This window comes from Bradyrhizobium aeschynomenes, from assembly GCF_013178945.1.
Taxonomy (GTDB): Bacteria; Pseudomonadota; Alphaproteobacteria; order Rhizobiales; family Xanthobacteraceae; genus Bradyrhizobium; species Bradyrhizobium aeschynomenes.
Genome location: NZ_JABFDM010000004.1, coordinates 199,849 through 224,150 on the forward strand (window position 1 = coordinate 199,849; position 24,302 = coordinate 224,150).

23 protein-coding genes are annotated in these 24,302 nt (G+C 66.0%); 4 read left to right on the forward strand and 19 right to left on the reverse strand.

The genetic code is table 11. The features are described from left to right. Positions 1–28: 28 nt before the first annotated feature. Together nusA and rimP are read right to left on the reverse strand one after the other, a co-directional pair. Entirely contained in the window at positions 29–1,642 is a 1,614-nt protein-coding gene (nusA, locus tag HL666_RS13885) for a transcription termination factor NusA (RefSeq protein WP_172132525.1), read from the reverse strand. Between the two features lie 14 nt (positions 1,643–1,656). Then, the gene (gene rimP, locus HL666_RS13890; protein ID WP_172113535.1) at positions 1,657–2,418 is read right to left on the reverse strand and encodes a ribosome maturation factor RimP; all 762 of its coding nucleotides are present in this window, start codon (positions 2,416–2,418) and stop codon (positions 1,657–1,659) included. A 426-nt stretch (positions 2,419–2,844) separates the two neighbouring features. Here rimP and HL666_RS13895 point away from each other — a divergent pair, with 426 nt between their 5' ends. Next, positions 2,845–3,921 (forward strand): DUF2336 domain-containing protein, encoded by a 1,077-nt coding sequence (locus HL666_RS13895; protein ID WP_172113534.1) that lies wholly within the window; start codon positions 2,845–2,847, stop codon positions 3,919–3,921. Positions 3,922–3,931: 10 nt separating this feature from the next. Here the strand turns inward: HL666_RS13895 and HL666_RS13900 are convergent, their stop codons facing one another. The 16 genes from HL666_RS13900 to murJ form a co-directional block, all read right to left on the reverse strand. After that, entirely contained in the window at positions 3,932–4,666 is a 735-nt protein-coding gene (locus HL666_RS13900; protein WP_172181952.1) for a tRNA (guanine(46)-N(7))-methyltransferase TrmB, read from the reverse strand. Beyond that, a complete protein-coding gene (locus HL666_RS13905; protein WP_172181953.1) occupies positions 4,663–5,793 on the reverse strand; it encodes a M20 family metallopeptidase in 1,131 nt (376 codons plus the stop codon). Before HL666_RS13905 ends, HL666_RS13900 begins: the two co-directional genes overlap by 4 nt. Before the next feature lie 326 nt (positions 5,794–6,119). Then, complete coding sequence (locus HL666_RS13910; RefSeq protein WP_006615449.1) at positions 6,120–6,536, reverse strand: helix-turn-helix domain-containing protein; 417 nt, start codon at positions 6,534–6,536, stop codon at positions 6,120–6,122. Between the two features lie 234 nt (positions 6,537–6,770). Next, complete coding sequence (lnt, locus tag HL666_RS13915) at positions 6,771–8,366, reverse strand: apolipoprotein N-acyltransferase (RefSeq protein WP_172182300.1); 1,596 nt, start codon at positions 8,364–8,366, stop codon at positions 6,771–6,773. Positions 8,367–8,377: 11 nt separating this feature from the next. Beyond that, positions 8,378–9,553: a hemolysin family protein gene (locus HL666_RS13920; protein ID WP_172113531.1), complete on the reverse strand. Its 1,176-nt coding sequence runs from the start codon at positions 9,551–9,553 to the stop codon at positions 8,378–8,380. 2 nt (positions 9,554–9,555) lie between these two features. After that, entirely contained in the window at positions 9,556–10,065 is a 510-nt protein-coding gene (gene ybeY, locus HL666_RS13925) for an rRNA maturation RNase YbeY (RefSeq protein ID WP_172113530.1), read from the reverse strand. A 63-nt stretch (positions 10,066–10,128) separates the two neighbouring features. Then, positions 10,129–11,166, reverse strand: coding sequence for a PhoH family protein (locus HL666_RS13930; protein WP_172113529.1), 1,038 nt, complete (start codon positions 11,164–11,166; stop codon positions 10,129–10,131). 4 nt (positions 11,167–11,170) lie between these two features. Continuing rightward, a complete protein-coding gene (gene miaB / locus HL666_RS13935; RefSeq protein ID WP_172181955.1) occupies positions 11,171–12,574 on the reverse strand; it encodes a tRNA (N6-isopentenyl adenosine(37)-C2)-methylthiotransferase MiaB in 1,404 nt (467 codons plus the stop codon). Positions 12,575–12,630: 56 nt separating this feature from the next. Then, positions 12,631–13,350 carry an HAD family hydrolase gene (locus tag HL666_RS13940; protein WP_172181956.1) on the reverse strand — a complete coding sequence of 240 codons (720 nt, stop codon included), beginning with the start codon at positions 13,348–13,350 and terminating at the stop codon, positions 12,631–12,633. Beyond that, positions 13,343–13,795 carry a Fur family transcriptional regulator gene (locus HL666_RS13945; protein WP_172113526.1) on the reverse strand — a complete coding sequence of 151 codons (453 nt, stop codon included), beginning with the start codon at positions 13,793–13,795 and terminating at the stop codon, positions 13,343–13,345. Before HL666_RS13945 ends, HL666_RS13940 begins: the two co-directional genes overlap by 8 nt. A 43-nt stretch (positions 13,796–13,838) precedes the next feature. After that, on the reverse strand, positions 13,839–14,321 hold the full coding sequence (rimI, locus tag HL666_RS13950; protein WP_172113525.1) for a ribosomal protein S18-alanine N-acetyltransferase: 483 nt from the start codon (positions 14,319–14,321) through the stop codon (positions 13,839–13,841). After that, positions 14,321–15,019 (reverse strand): tRNA (adenosine(37)-N6)-threonylcarbamoyltransferase complex dimerization subunit type 1 TsaB, encoded by a 699-nt coding sequence (gene tsaB / locus HL666_RS13955; RefSeq protein ID WP_172181958.1) that lies wholly within the window; start codon positions 15,017–15,019, stop codon positions 14,321–14,323. The genes rimI and tsaB overlap by 1 nt, the downstream gene beginning before the upstream one ends. 497 nt (positions 15,020–15,516) lie before the next feature. Continuing rightward, positions 15,517–16,086 (reverse strand): NifU family protein, encoded by a 570-nt coding sequence (locus tag HL666_RS13960; RefSeq protein WP_172113523.1) that lies wholly within the window; start codon positions 16,084–16,086, stop codon positions 15,517–15,519. A gap of 108 nt (positions 16,087–16,194) precedes the next feature. Beyond that, complete coding sequence (locus HL666_RS13965; protein WP_172181959.1) at positions 16,195–16,689, reverse strand: universal stress protein; 495 nt, start codon at positions 16,687–16,689, stop codon at positions 16,195–16,197. 116 nt (positions 16,690–16,805) lie between these two features. After that, positions 16,806–17,858: a tryptophan--tRNA ligase gene (gene trpS, locus HL666_RS13970; protein WP_172113521.1), complete on the reverse strand. Its 1,053-nt coding sequence runs from the start codon at positions 17,856–17,858 to the stop codon at positions 16,806–16,808. Between the two features lie 49 nt (positions 17,859–17,907). After that, positions 17,908–19,482 (reverse strand): murein biosynthesis integral membrane protein MurJ, encoded by a 1,575-nt coding sequence (gene murJ / locus HL666_RS13975; protein ID WP_172181961.1) that lies wholly within the window; start codon positions 19,480–19,482, stop codon positions 17,908–17,910. Positions 19,483–19,551: 69 nt separating this feature from the next. On the opposite strand from murJ, the gene HL666_RS13980 reads away from it, so the two are divergent. Beyond that, the gene (locus HL666_RS13980) at positions 19,552–20,553 is read left to right on the forward strand and encodes an adenosine kinase (protein ID WP_172113519.1); all 1,002 of its coding nucleotides are present in this window, start codon (positions 19,552–19,554) and stop codon (positions 20,551–20,553) included. A 224-nt stretch (positions 20,554–20,777) separates the two neighbouring features. Here the strand turns inward: HL666_RS13980 and HL666_RS13985 are convergent, their stop codons facing one another. Next, a complete protein-coding gene (locus HL666_RS13985; RefSeq protein ID WP_172132516.1) occupies positions 20,778–21,971 on the reverse strand; it encodes a serine hydrolase domain-containing protein in 1,194 nt (397 codons plus the stop codon). Between the two features lie 342 nt (positions 21,972–22,313). Between HL666_RS13985 and HL666_RS13990 the strand changes: the two genes are divergently transcribed. Continuing rightward, positions 22,314–22,634, forward strand: coding sequence for a hypothetical protein (locus HL666_RS13990; protein WP_172113517.1), 321 nt, complete (start codon positions 22,314–22,316; stop codon positions 22,632–22,634). Positions 22,635–22,795: 161 nt separating this feature from the next. Further along, on the forward strand, positions 22,796–24,289 hold the full coding sequence (locus tag HL666_RS13995; RefSeq protein ID WP_172181962.1) for an NAD-dependent succinate-semialdehyde dehydrogenase: 1,494 nt from the start codon (positions 22,796–22,798) through the stop codon (positions 24,287–24,289). Positions 24,290–24,302 lie beyond the last annotated feature (13 nt).

The following is a 24,302-nucleotide window of genomic DNA, read 5'->3' on the forward strand; positions in this document are numbered from 1 at the left end:
TGGCGGCTGTCATCACGGCGTCCATGGCTCAGGCGGTCTGTTCTTCGGATTCATCCTCGGCATCGGCCTCGGCCTTGGCGAGATCGGCCTCGCTGATCCAGCCCGCCTTGACGCGGGCCTGCATCACCATGGCTTCGGCGTCGTCGCGGGATACGTCGAGGCCGTCGAGAATGCCGGGGAATTTGGTGGCTTCCCCGCCGTCCTTGCGCTCGGTCCAGCCGACCAGATCGTCGGTGGCGCAGCCGGCGAGATCGTCGACCGTCTTGATGTCGTTCTCGCCGAACTTGACCAGCATCTTGGTGGTCACGCCGGGCACCGCCTTCACGGCGTCCTCGACGCCGAGCTCCTTGCGCTTGGCCTCGAGCTCGGCCTCCTGCTGCTCCAGGAACTCGCGGGCGCGGGTCTGCAGCTCGGTCGCGGTCTCCTCGTCGAAGCCTTCGATGCCGGCGAGATCCTTGAGATCGACCAAAGCGAGCTCCTCGACCGAGGTGAAGCCTTCGGACGCCAGCAGCTGGCCGACGACCTCGTCGACGTTCAGTGATTCCATGAACACGCGGGTGGAGTTCTCGAAGTCGGCCTGGCGGCGCTCGGACTCCTCCTGCTCGGTCAGGATGTCGATGTCCCAGCCGGTCAGCTGCGAAGCGAGGCGGACATTCTGGCCGCGGCGGCCGATCGCCAGCGACAGCTGGTTGTTGGTGTCGGGCACGACCACCTCGATGCGCTCGCGATCCTCGTCGATGACGACCTTGGCGACTTCGGCCGGCGCCAGCGCGTTGACCACGAAGGTCGCGATGTCGGGCGACCACGGGATGATGTCGATCTTCTCGCCCTGCAGCTCGTTCACCACGGCCTGGACGCGCGAGCCGCGCATGCCGACGCAGGCGCCGACCGGGTCGACCGAGGAATCGCGGGAGACGACGCCGATCTTGGCGCGCGAGCCGGGGTCGCGGGCGACCGCCTTGATCTCGACGATGCCGTCATAGATTTCTGGCACTTCCTGCGCGAACAGCTTGGCCATGAACTGCGGATGGGTGCGCGACAGGAAGATCTGCGGGCCGCGGGTCTCGCGGCGGACGTCGAAGACGTAGGCGCGGACGCGATCGCCGTTGCGGAACACCTCGCGCGGCAGCATCTCGTCGCGGCGGATGATCGCCTCGCCACGGCCGAGGTCGAGGATCACGCTGCCATATTCGACGCGCTTGACGACGCCGTTGACGATGTCGCCGATGCGGTCCTTGAACTCCTGGTACTGCCGGTCGCGCTCGGCCTCGCGCACCTTCTGCACGATGACCTGCTTGGCCGACTGCGCGGCGATGCGGCCATATTCCAGCGGCGGCAGCGTATCGGCGATGGTGTCGCCGATCTGGGCGCCCGGATTGGCGCGGCGGGCATCGTCGAGCGAGATCTGGTTGGAGGGGTTCTCGACCTTCTCGACCACCAGCATGTGGCGCGACAGCCGCAGCTCACCCTTCTTCGGATCGATCTCGGCATGGACGTCGGTCTCGCTGCCATAGCGGGCGCGGGCGGCCTTGGCGATCGCGTCTTCCATGGCGGCGATCACGATGCCGCGGTCGATCGACTTCTCGCGCGCGACGGCGTCGGCGATCTGCAGCAGTTCCAACCGGTTGGCGCTGACGGCCATGGGTCTAGTCTCCTCTAATCAGGATCGATCTCGCCTCTGCGCGCGCGATCGGCGGCGAGGCGATGTTTCTTGGTGTTGGTCGGCAGCGGCTTCTTGACCGGCTGCTTGTCCTTCAACTTCGGTTTTGGCTTGGCCTGGGCCGCAGGCTTGGCGTGCGGCGCCAGCGGCGGCGCCAATCCGAGGTCGCGCTTCTTCTCGCGCTCGGCGGCCTTGCCGCGGCGCATGGACTCGGCGATCAGCTCGTCGGTCAGCACCATCTTTGCGTCGCCGATGTCGGCCATCGGTAGCACGACCTCCGGGTCCTGGTCCTTCGCCACGTCGTCGCGCGTGATGCGCACGCCATCGCCTTCGACGCCTTTGATGATGCCGCGGAAGCGCTTGCGGTTCTGGTAGGCTACGGCCATCTCGATCTTGACCAGATGACCGATGTGACGCTCGAAATCGGAGCGGCGGACCAGCGGCCGGTCGATGCCCGGCGAGGAGATCTCGAGCCGATAGGCGCGATCGATCGGATCGGCGATGTCGAGCACGGGCGATAGCGCCCGCGACACCGCCTCGCAATCCTCGATCTGCATCGAGCCGTCGGGGCGTTCGGCCATCACCTGCACCGTGCAGCCGGACTCGCCGGAGATGCGGATCCGCACCAGCCGGTAGCCCATTGCCTGCAACACCGGGTCGGCCACGGCAGCCACGCGCGCCGCCACACCCGGCTCGACGACGAGCCGGGGCTCGGTCAGAAGGTCGGTGTCAGCGGTTGCGAGGGTCGGTTCCGTCATCGAGGCGTCGATCGCGTGTCTTGCTGCTTGCGGCCGTCAGGCCTGGCCGATCGCGCTCACCGGATCGATCGCGCCGATGGCAGGGCGATCCAGGTAACAAAAAAGAGCGGGTCCGGAAGGGCCCACCCTCACTACGCGATCGTATATGAGATGATGTTTGATGGCGCTCATATAGCCGCTTTGGCGCCTGACGGCAAGGGTCGTCTCGGCCAAAAGGGATCGTCTCGACCAAACAGGCCCGGAACTGCAGAAAGCCCTTCGCGTCGGCGATCCGGCCCTGGACGCACGCGACGGCTCGGAATCAGGTGCCTAACCCTTCATTCACCAAGATACGCTAAAAACAGAATGAATTCGGGCGCTTTTGCTCTGGAGCCGTGAGGGGCGGAGCGCGCGGACGTGTGTTGTGTTGCGTATCGGGTAGACATCATGACCCCCGCCACCGCATTGATCCCCGGACTCGACGGGATCGTGAGGCATCGTGACGCCGAGCGCGGCCTCGAGGCGACACGGCGCATCGCCGACCTGTTTTTCGAAGATGCCGGCAGGCTGCGTCCCGAGCACATCAATCTGTTCGATGGGTTGCTGATCGATCTGGTCCCACTCGCGGATCAGCAAACGCGGATCGATCTGGCCGAGCGGCTGTCGCGGCTTGCCAGGGCGCCGCGTGCCGTCGTCGGCCAGCTCGCCCGTGACGACGAGGTTGCGGTGGCCGGTCCGCTGCTGCGTCGTTCTCCCGTGCTCGACGACGACGTGCTCATCGATGTCGCGCGCGACAAGGGCCAAGGCCATCTGCTGGCGATGGCCGAGCGTCCACGTTTGTCGGCCGACATGACCGACGTGCTGGTGCGGCGCGGTGACAGGGATGTGGTGCGGCGGACCGCAGCCAATCCCGGTGCGGCGTTCTCCGAGCCCGGCTATACCGAGCTGATCAATCGCGCGAGCTTCGACGGCGTGCTGACGCTCACGGTCGGCAAGCGCGAGGATCTCTCCGACGATCATCTCAAGAGACTGCTCGATGGCGCGCTCGACGTCGTCAAGCGGCGGCTGTTCGATGTGGTCGGACCGGAGCGGCAGGCGAAGATCAGGCAGGCCTTGGCGATGCCCGGCGACTTGACCGGTGCGAGCGCAGGCCAGCGCAATTTCGTTCCCGCGCAGCGGATCATTCTTGCGCTGTATGAAGCGAACACCCTCGACGAGGCTGCGCTGCTCGGGTTTGCGCGCGCCTACAGATATGAGGAGGTCATCGCTGCGCTGGCTGCGATGACCGGGCTCAAGCTCGCGACGCTCGATCGTCTCGTCTCCGGCGACCGCCACGACCCGCTGCTCATTCTCGGGCGCAAGATCGGGCTCGACTGGGGCACCGTGCACGCGCTGATCCTGCTCCGGCTCGGACGCAAGCGCGTGCCGGCACAGCGCGACATCGAAGCGATCAAGCTCAACTACGCGCGTCTGCTGTCATCGACGGCCGAGCGCGTCGTCGCGTTCTGGAAAACGCGCCACTGACGCGCCCGCGTCAGCGCCGCCGGAAGATCAAGTAGTTGGCGACGCGGCCTTCGCGCGTCGCCTTCCGGCCGTAGCGCGTCATCGTGTAACCCGGCCACGGTAGACGCCAATCATCGGCCCGTTCCGCCGTCCAGACGAAATCCGGCGAGCGCAGCAGGTGCCACAAGGTCCAGGCGCAATAGTCGGCGATGTCGCTGACGAAGCGGAATTCGCCGCCGGGCTTCAGCGCGCGCGCCATCGCGGCGATGGTCGCGTCCTGCACGAAGCGCCGTTTCCAGTGCCGTCGCTTCGGCCAGGGATCTGGGTGGATCAGGTCGATCCGCTGCAGCGACTGCGGCGGCAGCCAGGCGAGCAGCTCGGCGGCGTCGCCTGCCAGGAGCCTGACATTGCCGATGTTGTCGGCCTCGATCGCGGACAGGATCTTGGCCATGCCGTTGACATAGGGCTCGCAGCCGATGAAGCCGGTGGTCGGAAACGCCTTGGCTTCTGCAGCCAGATGCTCGCCGCCGCCAAAGCCGATCTCGAGCCGCAGCGCTTCGACGGGGGGATCGTATAGCGCCGGCAGCACGGCGTCGGCCGGGGCGGAAAGATCGAGCGCGAGGTGCGGCAGCAGGTTCTCGACCAGGTCGGCCTGGTGCGCGCGGAGCTTGTGGCCCTTGCGCCGGCCGAAGAACGAGCCCTGGCCGTGCAGGGCCTCATTGCCGGTGTGATCGTCATCGACGGGCATGGAGATCGCGGCGCTCATCGCAGGGTCTGGAACAGGCGGTGGAGAAGCCGCGTCCGCGGCTCGATCGAGGAGATGTACATCTGCTCGTAATGCGTATGCGCGCCCTTGCCGTCGACGCCGAGCCCATCGAGCGTTGCGGTGAAGGGCGCGGTGAAATTGCCGTCGGAGCCGCCGCCCGTGTAGGTGTCGGCGAGCTCGAAGCCGATTTCTTCCGCCAGCGATCTGGCGTGCTCGAACAAGGCTGCGCCCGCGTTGCCTTTGACATAGGGAGGCCGGTTGACCTCGCCCTTCACTTTGACGGTGACGCCCTCGCTGCGGGATGTGAGACCAAGAATCTTGGGCACGATCTCGTCGGCATCCGCAGGCGTCGGCAGCCGCGCGTCGACCTCCGCATAGGCTTCCTCTGCGATCACGTTCGGGCGCGTACCGCCCCGGACCACGCCGACATTCACCGTCACGCCGCGCGCGGGATCGTTCAGCGCTTCGAGCGCATGGATCACGTTGGCGAGTTCGCGGATCGCACTGCGTCCATCCTGTGGACGCGCGCCAGCGTGGGCGGGGACGCCGCGGATCGCAACGTCGAAGCGCGCGACACCCTTGCGTCCGGTGACGATCTTGCCGCCGTCGCGCGCCGGCTCGGTCACCAGCACGTATTTGGCCCTGCGGCCTTCCTCCTCGATCAGCGCGCGCGACGTGGGGCTGCCGATCTCTTCATCCGAGACGAACAAATGAGTAATGCCGAGCGGCGATCGTTCTCCGTCCGCGCAGAGCTGACGAAAGGCATGATGAGCGAGATAGGCGCCGCCCTTCATGTCGTAGATGCCGGGGCCGAATGCGACGTCGCCGTCGATCGCGAACGGCAGGCGCTCGATGAAGCCGAGCGGATGCACCGTGTCGAGATGGCTGAGCACGAGGATGCCCGGCTCGTTCTGTCCCCACGCCGAGCGCACCAGCAGATGGTCGCCGCAGCCATCGCGGCCGGCGATCCGTTCGACCGAGGCGTCGAGCCCGCGATAGCCGTCGGCGACCAGCGAAGCCAGCTCGTTGACGCGATCGGGCGCCTCGGTTGGGGTCTCGATCTCCACCCAGCGGCGGATGCCTTCAAGAATTGTGCGACTATCGAACGGATTGCTGTTGGCGATCATGAGCTTTGCGAGCAGTTCTCTATGGTTAGCAAATGGTAGTCGGGGAGGATGGCGTGGAGGACCGGTTTTCGCCCGGGGCGCGCCGGCGCGCCGCCAACTCCCCGCGCCACATGCGCACAAAATGATTTAGAGCGCGACAGCATTTCCCGAAGGATAGCCAGCGCGCTCTATTGGTCGTGATCTGGTCTGTCTATCGGCTCATTCGTCCGGCGGAACGGCGCGTGCCCAGTGCGTCGTTCGCCAAACGTGGTCTGCTAATGGCCCCCCGAGGCGCTGACATTCATATGAGAGTGTCCGCAATAGGAATGTCAGCGCCGGCGCATCAGCTAGCCTTCCTCTGGAGCCTCGCGATCAGCAATCTGCTCGACCAGGTCGACGATGCTGCGCCGAAGCTTGGAATCGTGGATCCGCGTGAATGCGCGGGTCAACGCCAGTCCTTCGGAGGTTGCCAGAAAATCAGATACATAGGCGGGAGAAGCGCCCTCGCCGAAAGCCTCACCGTTGGTCCCGCCACTGGGGACGCCTTCGAACAGGAACGAGACAGGGACCTGCAGGACTTCTGAGATCTGCTGGATCCGGCTGGCGCCGACTCGATTGGTGCCTTTTTCGTACTTCTGTATCTGCTGGAACGTGAGTCCGAGAGCCTCACCAAGTTTTTCCTGGCTCATGCCCAACATGATACGGCGCATCCGCACCCGGCTGCCGACATGCTTGTCAACAGGGTTGGGCGCTTTCGTCGACATCTCTCAACTCCTTAGAATCAGGCCTCGGAACGAGGCGGTCGCAGTATGCCTCAGGCGCTCACACCGTCAATTTCTGCGCGCAGATCGTACTAACGAAGACGGGCTGAGCAACGGACTGGACGGCTCATGCTGCCGCGCGAGAATGCGAATTGCAGCAGCTATCTGTCAACACTTGGGGTTTTGCTTGTCAAAAAAAATCTTACGCAGCCGGAAAGAATCCAGATCTTGCTGTCGTCAGGGAAGCTTTTGAGCAACACGTCTGCGAACGACAGTGCTCAGGGCGAGCACTAACAGGATTGCGGCCGGAATGTCGCCTAATCGCGCGTAAACTGTGGGCTGCAGTGCAAGAGGCAGCGCGGAATCGAGCACGCCTTCGGCGCCGAGAGATAGTTGCGACGTGATGCGGCCGACAGGATCGATCACCGCGGAGATCCCTGTGTTCGCTGATCGAACTAATGGAAGGCCCTGTTCGATAGCGCGCCACTGCGCCTGCTGCAGATGCTGATGAGGACCGGTCGAGATACCGAACCAGCCATCATTGGTCAGGTTGACGATCCAACCTGGACGCTCCTCGTGGGGCACGCCGTCGCTCGGAAAGATCGCTTCGTAGCAGATCAAAGGAAGAACACGCGGTGCGTGTGGCACGTCCAGGTTGTGTCGCACCGTGCCTGCAATGAAGCCGCCCTGCACCCGCGTCAGCTGCTCCAGGCCGATCCGCTCCAGCAGGTTCTGGAACGGGAGGAACTCGCCGAACGGCACCAGATGGAGCTTGTCGTAAACCGAGAGCACGGTGCCGTCGTGATCGATCACATAGATCGAATTGTAGGCCCGGGTGATCGGCGTGTTGCGGGGCCCGTCCGGGGCGCGGACCGAACCGGTGATCAGCACCGTGCCCGGCGACAGCAGATCGGCGATCTGCCCCATCGCGTCCGCCTCACGGGTCAGGAAGAAGGGAAACGCCGATTCCGGCCAGATCAGGACGTTGGTGTCGCGTACGCCGGTCGCCTTCGGCCCCGCGGCGCGGTCCGACAGCGCCAGATAGCGCCGCATCACCTCGGCCTTGGCGCCGTAGTTGAATTTGACGTCCTGCTGCAGGTTGGGCTGCATGATCCGCAGCCTGAAGTCGGGAACGAAGGCGGTCGGGTTCAGGCCGAGCCGGATGGCGCCGAACACGCCCATCAGGACGAGGAGAGCGGCGGCTGCGGCCGGCACCCGCAAGCGCGCTCGCCAGGTCTTGCCGTCGATCAGCACGGCGGGGCTGGCAAAGATCGCGACCGTCAGGAACGTCATGCCCCAGAGGCCGATGAGCGAGGTGGATTGCGCCAGGGCCAGCGGCTGCGACAGCGCATAGCCGAAGCTGTTCCAGGGAAAGCCGGTCAGCGCGTGGCCGCGCAGCCATTCGCTTGCGGTCAGGCAGACTGCCAGCGCGAGGATGCGGGTCGAGTCGCGCGTCCAGATCAGCCGGGCCACGGCAAAGCCCAGTGCCGGGAACAGCGCCAGATAGGCCGGCAGGCCGAGGACGGCGAACGGCATCAGCCAAGCGAAGGTCTGCGCATCGACCAGGAACGCGTTGCCGATCCAGTACAGGCCCGGCACGAAATAGCCCATGCCGAAGCAGAATCCGGTGAGGGCCGCAGCCGGGATGCCGCGCCGCCGCCCCGCCGCCGCGCCGTCGATCAGCCAGACCAGGACCGGAAAGGTGAGTGCAAGCACGGGCCAGGCGTTGAATGGCGCCATCGCCAGTGCGGAGAGGGCGCCGGCGGCGATCGCGATGCCGGCGCGCTTCCAGCCCCAGGCCAGCACGACGCCAAGGGCGAGGCCGCGGATCATCGAGGGACGGATCACTGTGAGTTCGCTCCGTCGCCGCCTCGTGCTGGGCTGCTGCCGTCACCATTCGGCACCGGGCCGGCCTCTGCCGGCCGCGGCGGCTCAACCGGTGCGCCCGGGTCCGGCGCAGTCACTTCCGGTGCGGCCTCGCGGCGCCGGCTCTCGCGTGGCGGCCTTGGCACGGGCCGCTCCTTGCGCGGCGCGATCCGCAGGCGCTTGACGCGGCGCGGGTCGGCGTCGAGCACCTCGACCTCGAAATTTCCGGGGCCGGAGATCAACTCGCCGCGTACCGGCAGCCGGCCGACATGGTTGACGAGATAGCCGCCCAGCGTCTCCACGCCTTCGCCGGCTTCGCCGGTGACGAACTCCTCGCCGATCACGCGGCGGACGTCGTCGAGGCTCGCGCGGGCATCGGCGATGAAGGCGTTGTCGGCCTGGCGCATGATCGCCGGCGGCTCGTCGCTGTCGTGTTCGTCGTCGATCTCGCCGACGATCTGCTCGACGATGTCCTCGATCGAGACCAGCCCGTCGGTGCCGCCATATTCGTCGACGACCAGCGCCAGATGGATGCGCGAAGCCTGCATCTGGGCCAAGAGGTCGATCGCCCGCATCGACGGCGGCACGTAGAGCAGCTTGCGGATGATGTTGGCCTCGAACAGCGGCATCGACAGGTCGACGGCCTTGAGATCGAGACCGGCCGGCAGCGGCTTCTTGCGCCGCGCCTTCACGTCATCCGGAACCCGCGCCTGCGCGGTGGTGTAGGCGAGCAGATCGCGGATGTGCACCATGCCTTCGGGGTCGTCGAGCGTGTCGTTGTACACGACGAGGCGCGAATGCGACGCGCTCTCGAACAGGCTCATCAGCTCGCCGAGCGTGATGTCGCGCCGGACCGCGACGATGTCGGCACGATGCACCATCACGTCGGCGATGCGACGCTCATGCAGATCGAGGATGTTGCGCAGGAGCGTGCGCTCGACTGCGGAGAAGCCGATGTCGTCGGGCGTCGAGGCATCGAGCACGACCTGTAGGTCGTCGCGCACCGAGCCGCCGCCCTTCCAGCCGAACAAATTGCGCAGCGCGCGCAGCAGCCAGTTTTCGCTCGGCGAGCGACCGAGCTCGGAGGGCGGCACCACGGCCGGAAGATTGCGCGTGTTGCGCGGGTTGTCGTGGATGGGCTCGGAATCGGCCATGGTCAATTCGTCCGTTCCCGGTCGGCGTAGGGATCGGGGATGCCGAGATGGGCCAGGATCTCGCGCTCCAGCGCCTCCATCTCCTCGGCCTCGTCGTCGGTCTCGTGATCATAGCCGATCAGGTGCAGGAAACCGTGCACCGTGAGATGGCTGAGATGCTGGTCGAACGGCTTCTGCTCCTCGTCGGCCTCGCGCCGCATCGTCTCATAGGCGATCGCGATGTCGCCGAGCATCCGCGGCGCATCGTCATCGCTCCGCGGTCCGGTCGGCTGCAGCGCCGGAAACGACAATACGTTGGTCGGCTTGTCGATGCCGCGCCAATTGTTGTTCAGGGTGCGGATGCCGGCATCGTCCGTCAGCATCACTGCGACCTCGGCCTCGCCGACGTCGGCGTCCACCGTCTCCGCTGCGGCGATGATGGCGCGATGTATGACGTCCTCGGCGTCAGGCTGGTCCTGCCAGCACTCGGCTGCGACGATCACCTCGGTGGTTGGAATGGGACTTTGTGGCATCCTGATCGAGTTCTGTGCGGATGGCGCTGACATCACACGCCGATCGGCGTGCTTGCTCTGAGGTCAGCGGGCCTTCGGGCCTTCATAGGCTGCAACGATGCGCGCGACCAGCTCGTGGCGAATGACGTCCTCGCCGGTGAACCTCACCTGCGCGATCCCTTCGACGCCGTCGAGCAGCCGCGCAGCTTCCGCGAGGCCCGACGTCTGGCCGTTGGGCAGGTCGACCTGCGAGGGATCGCCGGTGATGATCATGCGACTGTTTTCGCCGAGACGCGTGAGGAACATCTTCATCTGCATCGATGTCGTGTTCTGCGCCTCGTCGAGGATGATCGCGGCATTGGTCAAGGTACGCCCGCGCATGAAGGCGAGCGGCGCGATCTCGATCTCGCCGGCCTGCAGCGCGCGCTCGACCACGCGCGCATCCATCAGATCGTAGAGCGCGTCGTAGATCGGGCGCAAATATGGATCGACCTTTTCGCGCAGGTCGCCGGGCAGGAAGCCGAGCCGCTCACCGGCTTCGACGGCAGGCCGCGACAGGATGATGCGATCGACTTCCTTGCGCTCGAACAGCTGCGCGGCGTGCGCGACCGCGAGCCAGGTCTTGCCGGTACCGGCCGGACCGATGCCGAACACCAGCTCATGGCGCTTCAGCGCGCGGATGTAGGAATCCTGCGCGGCCGTGCGGGCGCGCACCGGCCGCTTGCGCAGGTTGATGCTTTCGAACCCGCTCTTGGCGCCCTTGGCGTCGAACTCGAACAGCGATCCCTGCGCGACCACGGCGCGAATTGCGCCTTCGACATCGCCCTGCGCCAGATCCTGTCCCTTGACGGCCTGGGCATACAGCGACTCCAGCACCCGGCGCGCGGCATCGCAGCCGTCCCGCGAGCCGCCGATCGTGATGTGGTTGCCGCGCGAGTCGACGACGACTCCGAGCCTGCGCTCGAGCAAAGCGAGGTTCTGGCCGTAGGGCCCGACCAGGGCGGAAGCGGCGCGGTTGTCGTCGAAATCGATGACGACCTGAGTCTCGGGGGGCATGGACATGTCGCGGTCGAACTTGCGGCTGGGAGCGAGCGAAGAGGAATCCGATGCGCTCTTGGGCAAGTGCTCAGCCTCCGATGGACACAAGGGGCAGGGCGGCGTCCGGAATCGGAGCCGTTGTCGTCGTGACGAGTTCGCCGAGCAGGCTGTAGCGCTCGAGGCTGTCGATCCGCACGGGGAGGACCTGACCGATGATGTCGTCGGACGCCATCACATGGGCCGGCTGCAGATAGGCGGTCCGTCCGACCAATTGACCAGGCTTGCGGGCCGCGCGTTCGAACAGCACGTCGACAACCGCGCCAATTGCAGCCCTGTTGAAGGCCGCCTGCTGGCTGTCGATCAAGCTCTGGAGGCGCTCCAATCGCTCGTCCATCTCGGTCGCTGACACCATCTCCTGCATGTCCGCGGCCGGGGTTCCCGGACGCGGCGAATACTTGAATGAATAGGCTGCAGCGTAGCCGATTTGGTCGATCAGCGCGAGGGTGGCACGAAAATCTTCCTCGGTCTCGCCGGGGAACCCGACGATGAAGTCCGAAGAGAATGCAATGTCCTGGCGGGCCGCGCGAAAACGGTCGACGACTTTGCGATAGTCGGACGCGTTATGTTTCCGATTCATGAGGCCGAGGATCCGGTCGGAACCGGACTGCACCGGCAGGTGCACGAACGGCATCACCGATCTGAGGTCGCGATGCGCCGCAATCAGGTCGTCGTCGACATCGTTGGGATGGCTCGTCGAGTAGCGGATCCGCGCCACGCCGGGAATCTCGGCGATGCGATGGAGCAACCGCCCGAGTGTCCAGGCGCGGCCGTCGGGACCTTCACCGTGATAGGCGTTGACGTTCTGGCCGATCAGCGTGATCTCGCGGACGCCGTTCTCGGTCAGTTGAATGACGTCATCGACGATCCGCGCCACCGGGCGCGACATCTCGCTGCCGCGGGTATATGGCACCACGCAGAAGGTGCAGAACTTGTCGCAGCCTTCCTGCACGGTCACGAAGGCCGAGATGCCGCGGGCGCGGATGGCCTCGCGGCTCGGCCTGGGCAGCAGGCCGAACTTGTCCTCCGCCGGGAATTCAGTGTCGATCGCCGGTTCGCCCCGGTCAGCGCGTGCCAGCAGCTCCGGCAGATGATGATAGCTTTGCGGCCCGACCACGACGTCGACCGTCGGCGCGCGCGCGATGATTTCGGCGCCCTCGGCCTGGGCCACGCAACCGGCCACGGCGATCTGCATCGCGCGCCCCGACTTTGCAGCCTCCTCCTTGGCCACCCTGAGACGCCCGAGCTCCGAATAGACCTTTTCGGAGGCCTTCTCGCGGATATGGCAGGTGTTGAGGATCACGAGGTCGGCGTCGCCGGCATCGGCGGTCTCGACGAAGCCCTCAGCCCCCAGCGTGTCCACCATGCGCTGGGCATCGTAGACGTTCATCTGGCAGCCATAGGACTTGATGTGCAGCTTGCGCGGCGGCGTCATGAACCCTTGCATGCGGTCGGGGGCACGCCAATTTCGGCGCGGGGCTCAGATATAGGCTAGACGGCCGAAAATCCAGCGAGGGGGACGGTTTTCTCGCCGAGCCTGCTGAGAATGAGTGGCAATTGCCGCATGTCGTCGAAAACCAGCGTTGCGCCGGCCGCCCGCAGACTGTCGGCATAGCCGGGACGGCAATGGCTGCCGCCGTGAAACCCGAGCACGGCCATGCCAGCGGCCAGCGCGCCCCGGATCCCGGCGAGGCTGTCCTCGACCACCACGCAGGCCGCGGGCCGCGCCTTCATCTGGGCCGCCGCGAACAGGAACAGGTCCGGGGCGGGCTTACCGTTCTCGACCTGGGAGGACGAGAAGATGTGCGGAGCAAGGCGATCATAGAGCCTGGTCGCGCCGAGGCTCACGCGCATGCGCTGGTGGGAGCCGGAGGAGGCGACGCAGACCGGCACGTCGATGCCGTCGAGCGCTTGGCCGATGCCGTCCACGGCGCGCAGATCCTGCTCGAAGGCGCGGAACAGCTGGTCCTGCAGCCTGGCGTTGAAATCTTCGGGAAGGCTGCGGCCGAGCTCGGCCTCGACTTCGAATGTCGCCTGCTTGGACGAGCGTCCCAAGAAGCGATCGAACACCTGATCGGCCGTGATCGGATAGCCACACGACGTGAGAACGTCGGCGTGGGCCTGACAGGAGATCACCTCACTGTCGACCAGCACGCCATCGCAATCGAAAATGACCAGATCGAGGTTGGAAGCCGGCGTGACGTCAGCCATTCGTCTCTTCGTCGAGCGGTACGCAATAGAGCTCGAGCCGATGATCGACGAGCTTGTAGCCGAGCCGGCGCGCGATCTCCGCCTGCAGCTTCTCGATTTCCTCGGAGGTGAACTCGATCACCTTGCCGTCCCGCAGGTTGATCAGATGATCGTGATGGCTGTCGCGCATCTGCTCGTAGCGGGCACGGCCCTCGCGGAAGTCGTGACGCTCGATGATGCCGGCGTCTTCGAACAGCTTCACGGTGCGGTAGACCGTCGAGATCGAGATCTTGTCGTCGACGGCGACGCAGCGCCGGTACAGCTCTTCGACGTCGGGATGGTCGCAGGCTTCGGCGAGCACACGGGCAATGACCCGGCGTTGCTCGGTCATCCGCATGCCGGTGGCGGCGCAACGGGCCTCGATGCCGGTGGAGTTGAGCGCTGGCGTTGGTTTCAAGGAGGTCATCGTGTCTCGCCTCAAGGATGCGCTTTCTGCCACCAAGCGCAGGTTACGACAAGTCCCGGCGCATCAGAAGCGCATTCAGCTGTTCCCCGCCGGGCTGAAGGTAATAACGTTCCCGTCGACCGACGGTCGCAAATCCGGCGCGTTCGTAGAGTCGGCGGGCCGGCTGGTTGTTTTCCTCGACCTCGAGAAACACCGTCCGGACCCCGCGGCCTGCAAGATGCCCGAGATGCTGCAGCAGCAGATCACGAGAAAGCCCTCGTCCGCGCTGATTTGGGTCAAGGGCGACCGATAAAATTTCTGCCTCGTCCGCGCCGATCCGCGAGACGATGAAGCCGATCAGCTTCCGCCCGAGCCGCAGGCGATGGATCATCGTGTTGCGCTCGGCCAGCATCGTCTCGAATTCGCCTTCGCCCCAGCCGCGATGAAACGAGGCGGCGTGAATCTGGGCCAGACGGGGGGCGTCCCGCAGCGAGGCGGTGTCGATGGAGGGTTTGGCGCGGCCAAGCCACCGGAAGAACATGTTCATTACGAAGCGGCCGTCCGCACCGGTTCGAGCGGCGCGCTTGCGGGCGGCTTGACGTCGGGCGCGCGCAGGTAGAACGGCCGCGCCGGCGCGTGGGCGGGGTCCGCCGCCGCCCCGAGCCAGGCGACCCACGTGATGTCGGGGCCGGCCTCGGTGTCGACCGCGACCGGCGCGGCCCCATTGCCGGGCCACCGTCCGGCCAGGATCGCCGCGGCGTTGCCGACGAGATGAGGGGCACCGAAGCGTGCAGCGGCCAGCACGTCGTCGATCGCCCCCACTTGCGGTGCGACCAGCTCTTCGCCGCTGCCGCTCACGACTTGATAGTAGACATGGTCGTGCCGGGCATCGATCGCGGAGATCACCGGGCCTGCGCGGTCCTCGCTGACAATGGGCGCTGCGTAGGCAGAGAGCGTGGTGACGCCGACCACCGGCTTGTGGGCTGCCAAAGCAATGCCGCGCGCGGCGGAGAGTCCGACGCGCAGTCCCGTGAAACTACCGGGGCCGGTCGTCACGGCGATCCGGTCGAGGTCGGAAAAGCCGACACCGGATTGCTGCATGACGCGCGCCAGCAGCGGCATCAGCGCCTCCGCGTGGCCGCGCTTCATGGGCAGCGTGTCCTGGGCGCGCATCGCGGCCGAATCAGTGTCCAGGACGGCGGCGGCGCAATGGTCGAGGGCGGTATCGATGGCGAGTATCAGCATCCGTCAGATTCGCGTTTGAAAGGGGCGCCCAATACCGATTGTGGTACCTTGATAAAGTCAGTTGACGCCTTCTTACATCCTGACCCGAAAAAACGCATCAAGGCTCAACCGACGAAAAGCTAAACTACTGAACTAGCAGCTATTTGAGCAAATCTTTCCGGGCCTGTGGGAATTGTCCCCCGCATTTCGCGGCCGATGCGCCGTGCCCAGGCGCCCGCGCGGCTCCCAGCGTCAGGAGCAGAGGGCGTCCCATGTCGTTCTGGCGAGCCCGCGCGGTATCGCGCGATGCGATGGCTCAGGTCGATGCGACCAACAGGGCGCTACAGAGCGTCAATGAGAATGAGTATGTGTCATCGACGGCGCAAGCGGTCGGCGAGCAGCGCGTCGAGATGTCGGAGCGCATGCGCCACAAGCGGCCGCTTCCATTGGCAAGGCAGGTAGGAGGCGAATGGGCGAATAGGGAGCAGCGTTTGAATCTGCTCGCCACTCGCCCCGTTTCACATCGGACGGACTTCGACGACCTCGGGCACGAAGTGCTTCAAGAGGTTCTGGATGCCGTGCTGCAAAGTCGCCGTGGATGACGGGCAGCCGGAGCAGGCACCCTTCATGTTGAGATAGACGATGCCGTCCTTGAAGCCGCGGAAGGTGATGTCGCCGCCATCATTGGCGACGGCGGGGCGGACGCGGCTCTCGATCAGGTCCTTGATCATGCCGACGGTCTCGGTGTCGGCCTCGTCATAGAACTCGTCGTCCTCGTCGGCGGACTCGTCATTGGCGGCGCTGCCGTCGGCGAGCAGCGGCGCGCCGGACATGTAGTGCTCCATGATCGCGCCGAGGATGGCCGGCTTCAAATGCTGCCATTCGCCGTCGCTCTTGGTCACCGTGATGAAATCGGCGCCGTAGAACACGCCGGTGACGCCGTCGACGCCGAACAGGCGCTCGGCGAGCGGGGAGCGGGCGGCGGCGTCCCGGCTCGAAAATTCCATCGTTCCGGCCGGCAGCACGACGCGGCCCGGAATGAACTTCAAGGTGGCGGGATTGGGGGTGGCTTCAGTCTGGATGAACATGGTTTTCTCCGGCAGCGCCGGTTCAAGGCCGGCCTGTGACGTTGTCATAGCAGATGGCAAGGAGACGCGCACGATCAAGGGGACAGCGCGTGGATTTCGTCCTTAAGCCTATGAAAGCGCGTCGATATCGGGGTCCTTGAGGTCGCCGGGCACGATCACCAGGGGGATCGGGAACGCGCCGATGGTCTTGGTGACATGGGTGACCAGCGGTCCCGGGCCGTCGACGCCGGAGTTGGCTGCCAGCACCAGCAGCGCGATGTCGCTGTCGTGCTCGATGGTGGCCAGGATCTGGGCCGTCGGCTCGCCCTCGCGGATCACCCGTTCCGGCGCGGCTGCGCCGATGGCGGACAGCAGCGCTGCCGCCTGGTCGAGCGCGGCATTGGCCTCGTCCTGCGCTTCGGCCCGCATCAGGTCGGCGACCCCCAGCCATTGCTGGTTCTGGTCCTCGGTCTCGATGATGTGCAGCGTCACGATCCGGCCGCCGGCGCGCATGGCCCAACGCCCCGCATAGCGAATGGCGCGGTCCCATTCCGCGCTGTCGTCGACGACGACCAGGCATTTCGGCGCATGGCCGGTCTGGTAGCTCTGCCGCTGCGCCGCCATCCTCGTTCCCGCCTGTTGCTGCGAGTCGATCCGGCCGCGATGCTGCCACAGCCCGTCTCCGTTGGGGAGAGGGGCGTCGGTTCCGTAGCGGCGGGATTTGCGGCTTGCAGCTCCGTTCAGGGCTTGCGGATGAATCCAACGATGTCCTTCGCGGTCTTCATCGTCTCGGCCGCGATGGTCTGGGCCCGCTCGCCGCCATCGACGAGCACGGAATCCACATAGCCCGGGTCCGCCGTCAGCCGCTTCATCTCGGCCGCGATCGGGCCGAGCTTGGTGACGCACAGCTCGACCAGCGCGTTCTTGAAGCTGGAGAACTGGCCGCCGCCGAAATCCCTGAGCACGTCGGCCTTGCTGCGGTCTGACAGCGCCGCGTAGATGCCGACGAGGTTGTCGGCCTCGGGGCGGGTGTCCAATCCCTTCTCCTCGCTGGGCAGCGGCTCCGGATCGGTCTTGGCCTTGCGGACCTTCTGCGCGATCGTATCGGCATCGTCGGTCAGGTTGATGCGCGAGTAGTCCGAGGCATCGGACTTCGACATCTTCTTCGTGCCGTCGCGCAAGGACATCACGCGCGTCGCGGGCCCGGTGATGAACGGTTCCGGCAGCGGGAAGAACAGGCCGTCGCCAAAACCCTGGGCTCGGATCGCGTCGCCGAAATCATTGTTGAACTTCTGCGCGATGTCGCGCGAGAGCTCGAGATGCTGCTTCTGGTCCTCGCCGACCGGAACATGGGTGGCGCGATAGAGCAGGATGTCGGCAGCCATCAGCACCGGATAGTCGTAGAGACCGACCGACGCATTCTCACGATCCTTGCCGGCCTTCTCCTTGAACTGCGTCATGCGGTTCAGCCAGCCGATGCGCGCAACGCAGTTGAAGATCCAGGCGAGCTCGGCATGTCCCGAGACCTGGCTCTGGTTGAACACGATATGCTTCTTCGGATCGATTCCGGCTGCGATGAAGGCTGCGGTCACCTCGCGGGTGTTGCGCGCGAGCTCGGCCGGACCGCCCCAGACGTCGATCGGCATCGTGATGGCGTGCATGTCGACGACGCAATAGATGCAGTTGTGCGTCTCCTGCATCTTCACGAAGTTGACGATCGCGCCGAGATAGTTGCCGAGATGCAGGTTGCCGGTCGGCTGGACGCCCGAGAAAACCCGTTCCACGAAGGCCATGGTCGCTGTTCCAGATGATGGATTTGCTGCGTCGTTTGGCACGGGCGCCTCAAAGGTGCAAGTCGCCAGCGGGCAGGTCGCGGGCGGGCCGCTGCCGGATCGCGAGCATCGTCTCGCGCAAGCTGACGACGCCGAGGGCGGCCAGGAGCGTCGCGTACAGGATGGCCGCGCCGCCGATCAGGGCGGTGAGCAGGAGCGCGGCTCCAAGATGATGGCCGCCGTCCGCCTCGCCGGCATGGGCCGCCGCGATCCAGAGCACTGCGGCCATGATGGCTGCGGCGAGTGCGATCCGCGGCAGCCGGCGCCGTGATGCCGGCTGGAGATCGAAGCCGAAGCGCGTGCTGCCGCGCCGGAGCAGCACGGCGGCGTTGGCCCAGGCGCCGAGCGCGAGTCCGGCGGCGATGCCGCTGACCGCAAAGATCTGGCCGAGCAGGAACGCCAGCGCGATCGCCGTGCCGCATCCGATCAGCGTCGCGCGCAGCGGCGTCTGTGTGTCCTCGCGTGCGAAGAAGGCCGGCTGCAGCGCCTTGGTCAGGACCTGCGCCGGCAGCGCGGCGGCGAGCCAGGTCAAGACCCGTGCTGTCGCGGCGGCATCCTGCGAGCCGAACGCGCCGTGTTCGAACAGCAAACGAACGATCGGCTCGTTCAGGATCATCAGTCCGAGCGTCGCGGGCAGTGCGAGGCCCATCGTCAGCTCCACGCCGCGCGATTGCACGCGCGACAGCGCCTCCTTGTTGCCGGCCTGCAGCGCGCGCGTCAGCTCCGGCACCAGCACCGTGCCCGTCGCCACGCCGACCAGGCCGAGCGGCAGCTCGATCAGGCGGTTGGCGAAATAGAGCCATGACACGGCCGAGGGCGTGGTCGACGCGATGATCGCGCCGCCGATCACCAGCAGCTGCGGCGCCGCGCTCGCCACCATGCCGGGCAGCGCCTTGGCGAAGAAGCCGCGCATCTCGGCATCGAGCGAGACGCGCACCGGCGAGGCGACGTTGCTCCTGCCGCCGCGCTGCGCCAGCATCGCGAGCTGCAGCAGACCGGCGATGCCGATCGTGGCGGCGAGCAGCAGCGCGGCCCGGGAGGGATCCGCATGTTGCGTTAGCAGCACGATCGTCACGGCGATCAGCGCAACGTTGAACAGCAGCGGCGCGAACGCGGCCAGCGCGAAGCGGCCGCGGGCACTGGAAAGCGCGAGCAGCACCGTCGAGGGACCGGCGAAGGCCAGATAGGGCAGCATCAGCCGGGCGTCGTTCACCGCAAGGGTGAGCGTCTCGTCACCGGCAAAGCCCGGCGCGAGCACCATCATCGCGATCGGCATCAGCAGTGCCAGCGCGATCGTGGCTGCGAGCAGGCAGGCGCTGACGGTGCCGAGCACGCGGCCGGCAAAAGCTGCCGCCTGCGTCGATCCCGCCTGCTGGTATATTCGCAACCACGCCGGCACCAGCGCGGCGTTGAGTGCGCCTTCCGTCAGCAATCGCCTGGCGACGTTGACGAGCTGAAACGCCGCGAGAAACGCGTCCGCAACCGGTCCGGCGCCCAGCAGCGCGGCCATCAGCGCGTCCCTGCCGAAGCCGAGCAGGCGTGAGGTGAGTGTTCCTGACAACACGGTCACGAATGATCGGATCATGAGGCTTCTATAGCAGCGCTGCTTGTGATAGGCCGCAGCGTTTGCAAACGCCGTAAACGGGGCCAGTGGATGACTGACGCGAAATACGATGTTCTCGGCATCGGCAACGCGATTTTCGACGTGTTGGTGCAGGCCGATGAAGCCTTTCTCGCCAGGCACGGCATGACCAAGGGCGGCATGGCCTTGATCGACGAGGCCCGCGCGGCGGCGATTTACCGTGACATGGGACCGGCGACCGAGATGTCGGGCGGCTCGGCAGCCAACACCATCGTCGGCCTCGCCAGCCTCGGCGCGCGCGCGGCTTATGTGGGCAAGGTCAAGGACGATCAGATCGGCCGGATGTATTCGCATGACATCCGCGCCGCCGGCGTCGCCTTCGACACGGCGGCCGCGACCGATGGGCCGGCCACCGGCTGCTCCTACATCCTGGTGACGCCGGATGGCGAGCGCACGATGAATACCTATCTCGGTGCCGCGCAGAACCTCACGGCGGCCGACATCGATCCCGCTCAGATTGCAGCCGCCCGCATCATCTATCTCGAAGGCTATCTGTGGGATCCGAAGGACGCCAAAGATGCGTTCGTGAAGGCCGCGACGATCGCGCACGATGCCGGCCGCGAAGTCGCGCTGACCCTGTCGGACTCGTTCTGCGTCGACCGCTATCGCGACGAATTCCTCGAGCTGATGCGCGGCGGCACCGTCGATCTGGTGTTCGCCAACGAGGCTGAGTTGCATTCGTTGTACCAGACCTCAGATTTCGACGGCGCGCTGAACCAGCTGCGCGAGGATGCCACGCTCGGCATCGTCACCCGCAGCGACAAGGGCTGCGTCGTGGTGTCGAACGACGGCGTGATCGCGGTGCCGGCGCATCCGATCGAGACGCTGGTGGATACGACCGGCGCCGGCGACCTGTTTGCCGCGGGCTTCCTGTTCGGGCTGGTGCGCAAGTCCGGTTACGAGATGGCCGGCAAGCTCGGTGGCCTCGCCGCCGCCGAGGTGATCCAGCACATCGGCGCCCGGCCGCAGGTGTCGCTGAAGGAGCTGGCGGCGCAGAACGGGCTGAAGGTCTGACTGACATCGGCGCCAGACTCGCGGATGCGGCTTGGTCAGTGGCTCCCACCTCTCCCCGCCTGAGGGGGAGAGGTCGGATCGCATCGTCAGATGCGATCCGGGTGGGGGTTACAGCTCGCTCCACGCGCACATCCCGCGCGTTTGGTAGCTGATTAGTTCGTGTTGCCGAAGGCCTGGAACGCAGTGAGCTCCGCGATCACCCGCCGCTCCACGCTCTCGGCTGTTCATGCCGCCTTCTTGCCGCCGGCAGCATCCAGCCCGGCATACACCCCGCGCTCGAAGCCCGCGAACGTCTCCAGGCACAGCCGGTCTGCGAACGGCAACAGCTGCATCAGGATCACGCCGGTGACGTCGCGGGCCGGATCGATCCAGTAGTAGGTGTTGGCAAGGCCTGCCCAGGCGAGGCTGCCGGCGCTGCGTCCCTCCGCTGTCTGCGACGTCGTGATCATGAAGCTGAGGCCCCATTTCTTGACGATGTCGGGATAGAGATCGACGTCGTTGGTCACGCCGGGCACGGCCGCGGCCATCTTCGTCATCTCCAGCTCGCCGATGTGATTGTCGCGCATAGCCGCGACCGTCTCGGGCTTGAGCACCTGGTTGCCGTTGCCCCGGCCGTTGTTGAGGATCATCCGCGTGAAGCGGATGTAGTCGCCCGCCGTTCCGTAGAGGCCGCCGCCACCCATGTGGAATTCCGGCTCCTGCTCGATCTCGAACGGGATCGGCGCCAGCGTGCCGTCCTCGCCGCGCGCATGCATGCCGACCAGGCGTTCGCGTTGCGACGGCCCGAGCCTGAAGCCGGTATCGTCCATGCCGAGCGGTGCGAACAGATGGTCGCGCAAATACGCATCGAGCGTCTGACCGCTCGCGGCCTCAACCGCCTTGCCGACGAAATCGATGTTGATGCCATATTCCCAGCGCGTGCCGGGATCGGACGCGAGCGGCAATTTCAGCGCGTCGTTCTTGCAGGTGATGATGCCGGGCGTGCCGGCCTTCTGCACGTAGGTCGCCATGTCGCCGTTCCACATGTCGTAGCAGAAGCCCGCGGTGTGGGTCATCAGATGGCGCAGCGTGATCGCGGTCTTCGCCGGCCGCAGGATAGGCTCGCCATTGGCATCGAAGCCGTCGAGCACCTTGGGCGCCGCGAGATCCGGCAGCACCTGCCCGATCGGCGCATCCAGCGACAGCCGGCCCTGCTCGACCAGCTGCATGCCGGCGGCGCAGGTGATCGCCTTGGTCATCGAGGCGATCCAGAACACGCTGTCGGTGGTCATCGGATCGTCGCGGCCGAGATCGCGCTTGCCGAAGGCGCCTTCGTAGATGATGCCGTTGCTGTCAGCTGCGATGGCGACGACGCCCGGAATCTCCTTGGCCTCCGCCTTCTGTCGTAGCACGCCATCGATGTCGGTCTTGTTCTGCATGGTCTCCTCCGTTCCGTTCTTGTTGACGGTACGGGATTGTTCCCTGCCAAGATCGGAGCGGCAAGAACCCTCGCCGACGCATCTGGTCGCGATCTCGTGATGATGCGGCGCGAACGAAGACGAGGCGGGAGAACCGGGGCCGCGACGCCACAGCGCTTCAAAATCCTCAGAGAATCATGATTAGTTCCATCGAGCCGCGAGTCCGTCACATGGGCGCCATGTTCCCACCACGGGCCTCGGACTGTTGTGAGTTGCAACCATTTTTGCATTAAAGGGTTCAACAACCGGCTTTTTCGAGCCGACGGTATGGCTATGGCGGCAAATTCCGCCAGTGGGGGCGATATGATTTCGAAGTGGAGCGAGTGGAAGCGGTATCCCCGCCCGGGTCGTGGTGACAATATCGAGGCACCGATCACCCCGGGGATCTATGAAGTGCGCGTCGCCGCCACGGGGGCGCTGTATGCGTTCGGTGCGGTCGACAATGTGGCGCAGGCGCTGGCGCTGCTCCCGGTCGGGCAGAAATCCTGGTTCGGGCGCCGCGATCCCGCCACCTTGCCGGACCTCGAATACAGGACGTGCGCGACCTCGACCAAGGCCGACGCCAAGGCCGCGGCCGAGCGTATGATCGGCCGTCGCGAGACCTACATGAGCGGCGCAGCCTGAGACCGCGCTGAGCGGATACGGGTCCCGTCACCGCATTTGGTGCTGTCAGGGCACGGTTGGCCCGGTCGAATGTACCGTTCGTGAGGCGCACACACCGTGCGCCTGCGCCGTGCGGGGGCTATATTCGGAGCGAGATACCGACCGCTTCGAGGAGATGCCCAATGACACCGCCCGCCGCCGCCCGCGCGTCCGACGCCACCCTCAGCCTGCGCGACCGCCTGAAGGATCCGTCGCTGCTGCGTGAGCAGAGCTATATCGATGGCGGCTGGGTCGGCACGCCGGAGTTCCCGGTCGTCAATCCCGCCACCGGCGTGGCGATTGCGAAGGTTGCGCAGCTCGGCGCTGCCGAGGCTACGCGCGCCGTCGAGGCCGCCTCACGCGCCTTTCCGCTGTGGGCCAGGCTGACCGCCAAGCAGCGCTCCAATACCTTACGCAAATGGTTCGAGCTGATCATTGCGAACCGCGAGGATCTCGCGCTGATCCTGACCTCCGAGCAGGGCAAGCCGCTGACCGAGGCGCTGGGCGAGGTCGACATCGGCGCCGCCTATATCGAGTTCTTCGCCGAGGAGGCGCGCCGCGTCTATGGCGAGACCATTCCGACGCAGAAGCCCGATGCGCGCCTGCTGGCGCTGAAGCAGCCGATCGGCGTCTGCGGCGCGATCACGCCGTGGAACTTCCCGAACTCGATGATCACCCGCAAGGTGTCGCCGGCGCTCGCCGCCGGCTGCACCGTGGTGCTCAAGCCGGCCAACGAGACGCCGCTGTCGGCGCTGGCGCTTGCCGTGCTGGCCGAGCGCGCCGGCATCCCCGCGGGTGCGCTCAACATCGTCACCGGCGACGCGCCGCCGATTGGAAAAGTGCTGTGCGAGCATCCCTCGGTGCGCTTCGTGGGCTTCACCGGCTCCACCGAGGTCGGCAAGATCCTGTATCGCCAGTCGGCCGGCACGGTGAAGAAGCTCGGCCTCGAGCTCGGCGGCAACGCGCCCTTCGTGGTGTTCGACGATGCCGACGTCGATGCGGCCGTCGAGGGCGCGATCGTCTCCAAATATCGCAACATGGGCCAGACCTGCGTCTGCGCCAATCGCCTCTATGCGCAGGATGGCATCTACGACGCCTTCGTCGAGAAGCTCGCCGCCAAGGTCTCGGCCATGAAGATCGGCGAGGGCACGGAAGCCGGCGTCACCCAGGGCCCGCTGATCAATGCGGAGGCGGTCGAGAAGGTCGAGCGCCACATCGCTGATGCGGTCAAGGGCGGTGCGACGATCGTCACCGGCGGCAAGCGTCATGCGCTCGGCCGCACCTTCTTCGAGCCGACCGTGCTGCGGGACGTGAAAGCCGACGCGCTGGTCGCGCATGAGGAGACGTTCGGCCCGCTGGCTCCCGTCATTCGTTTCAAGGACGAGGCCGACGTCATCGCGATGTGCAACGCGTCGCCGTTCGGTCTGGCGTCCTACTTCTACGCCCGCGACCTCGGCCGCGTCTGGCGCGTGGCGGAGGCGCTCGAATCCGGCATGGTCGGCGTCAACACCGGCCTGATCACCACCGAGGTCGCACCGTTCGGCGGCGTCAAGGAGAGCGGCCTCGGGCGCGAGGGCTCACATCACGGCATCGAGGAATATCTCGAGATCAAATATGTGATGATGGCGGGAGTCTGAACTTCGAGCGTCT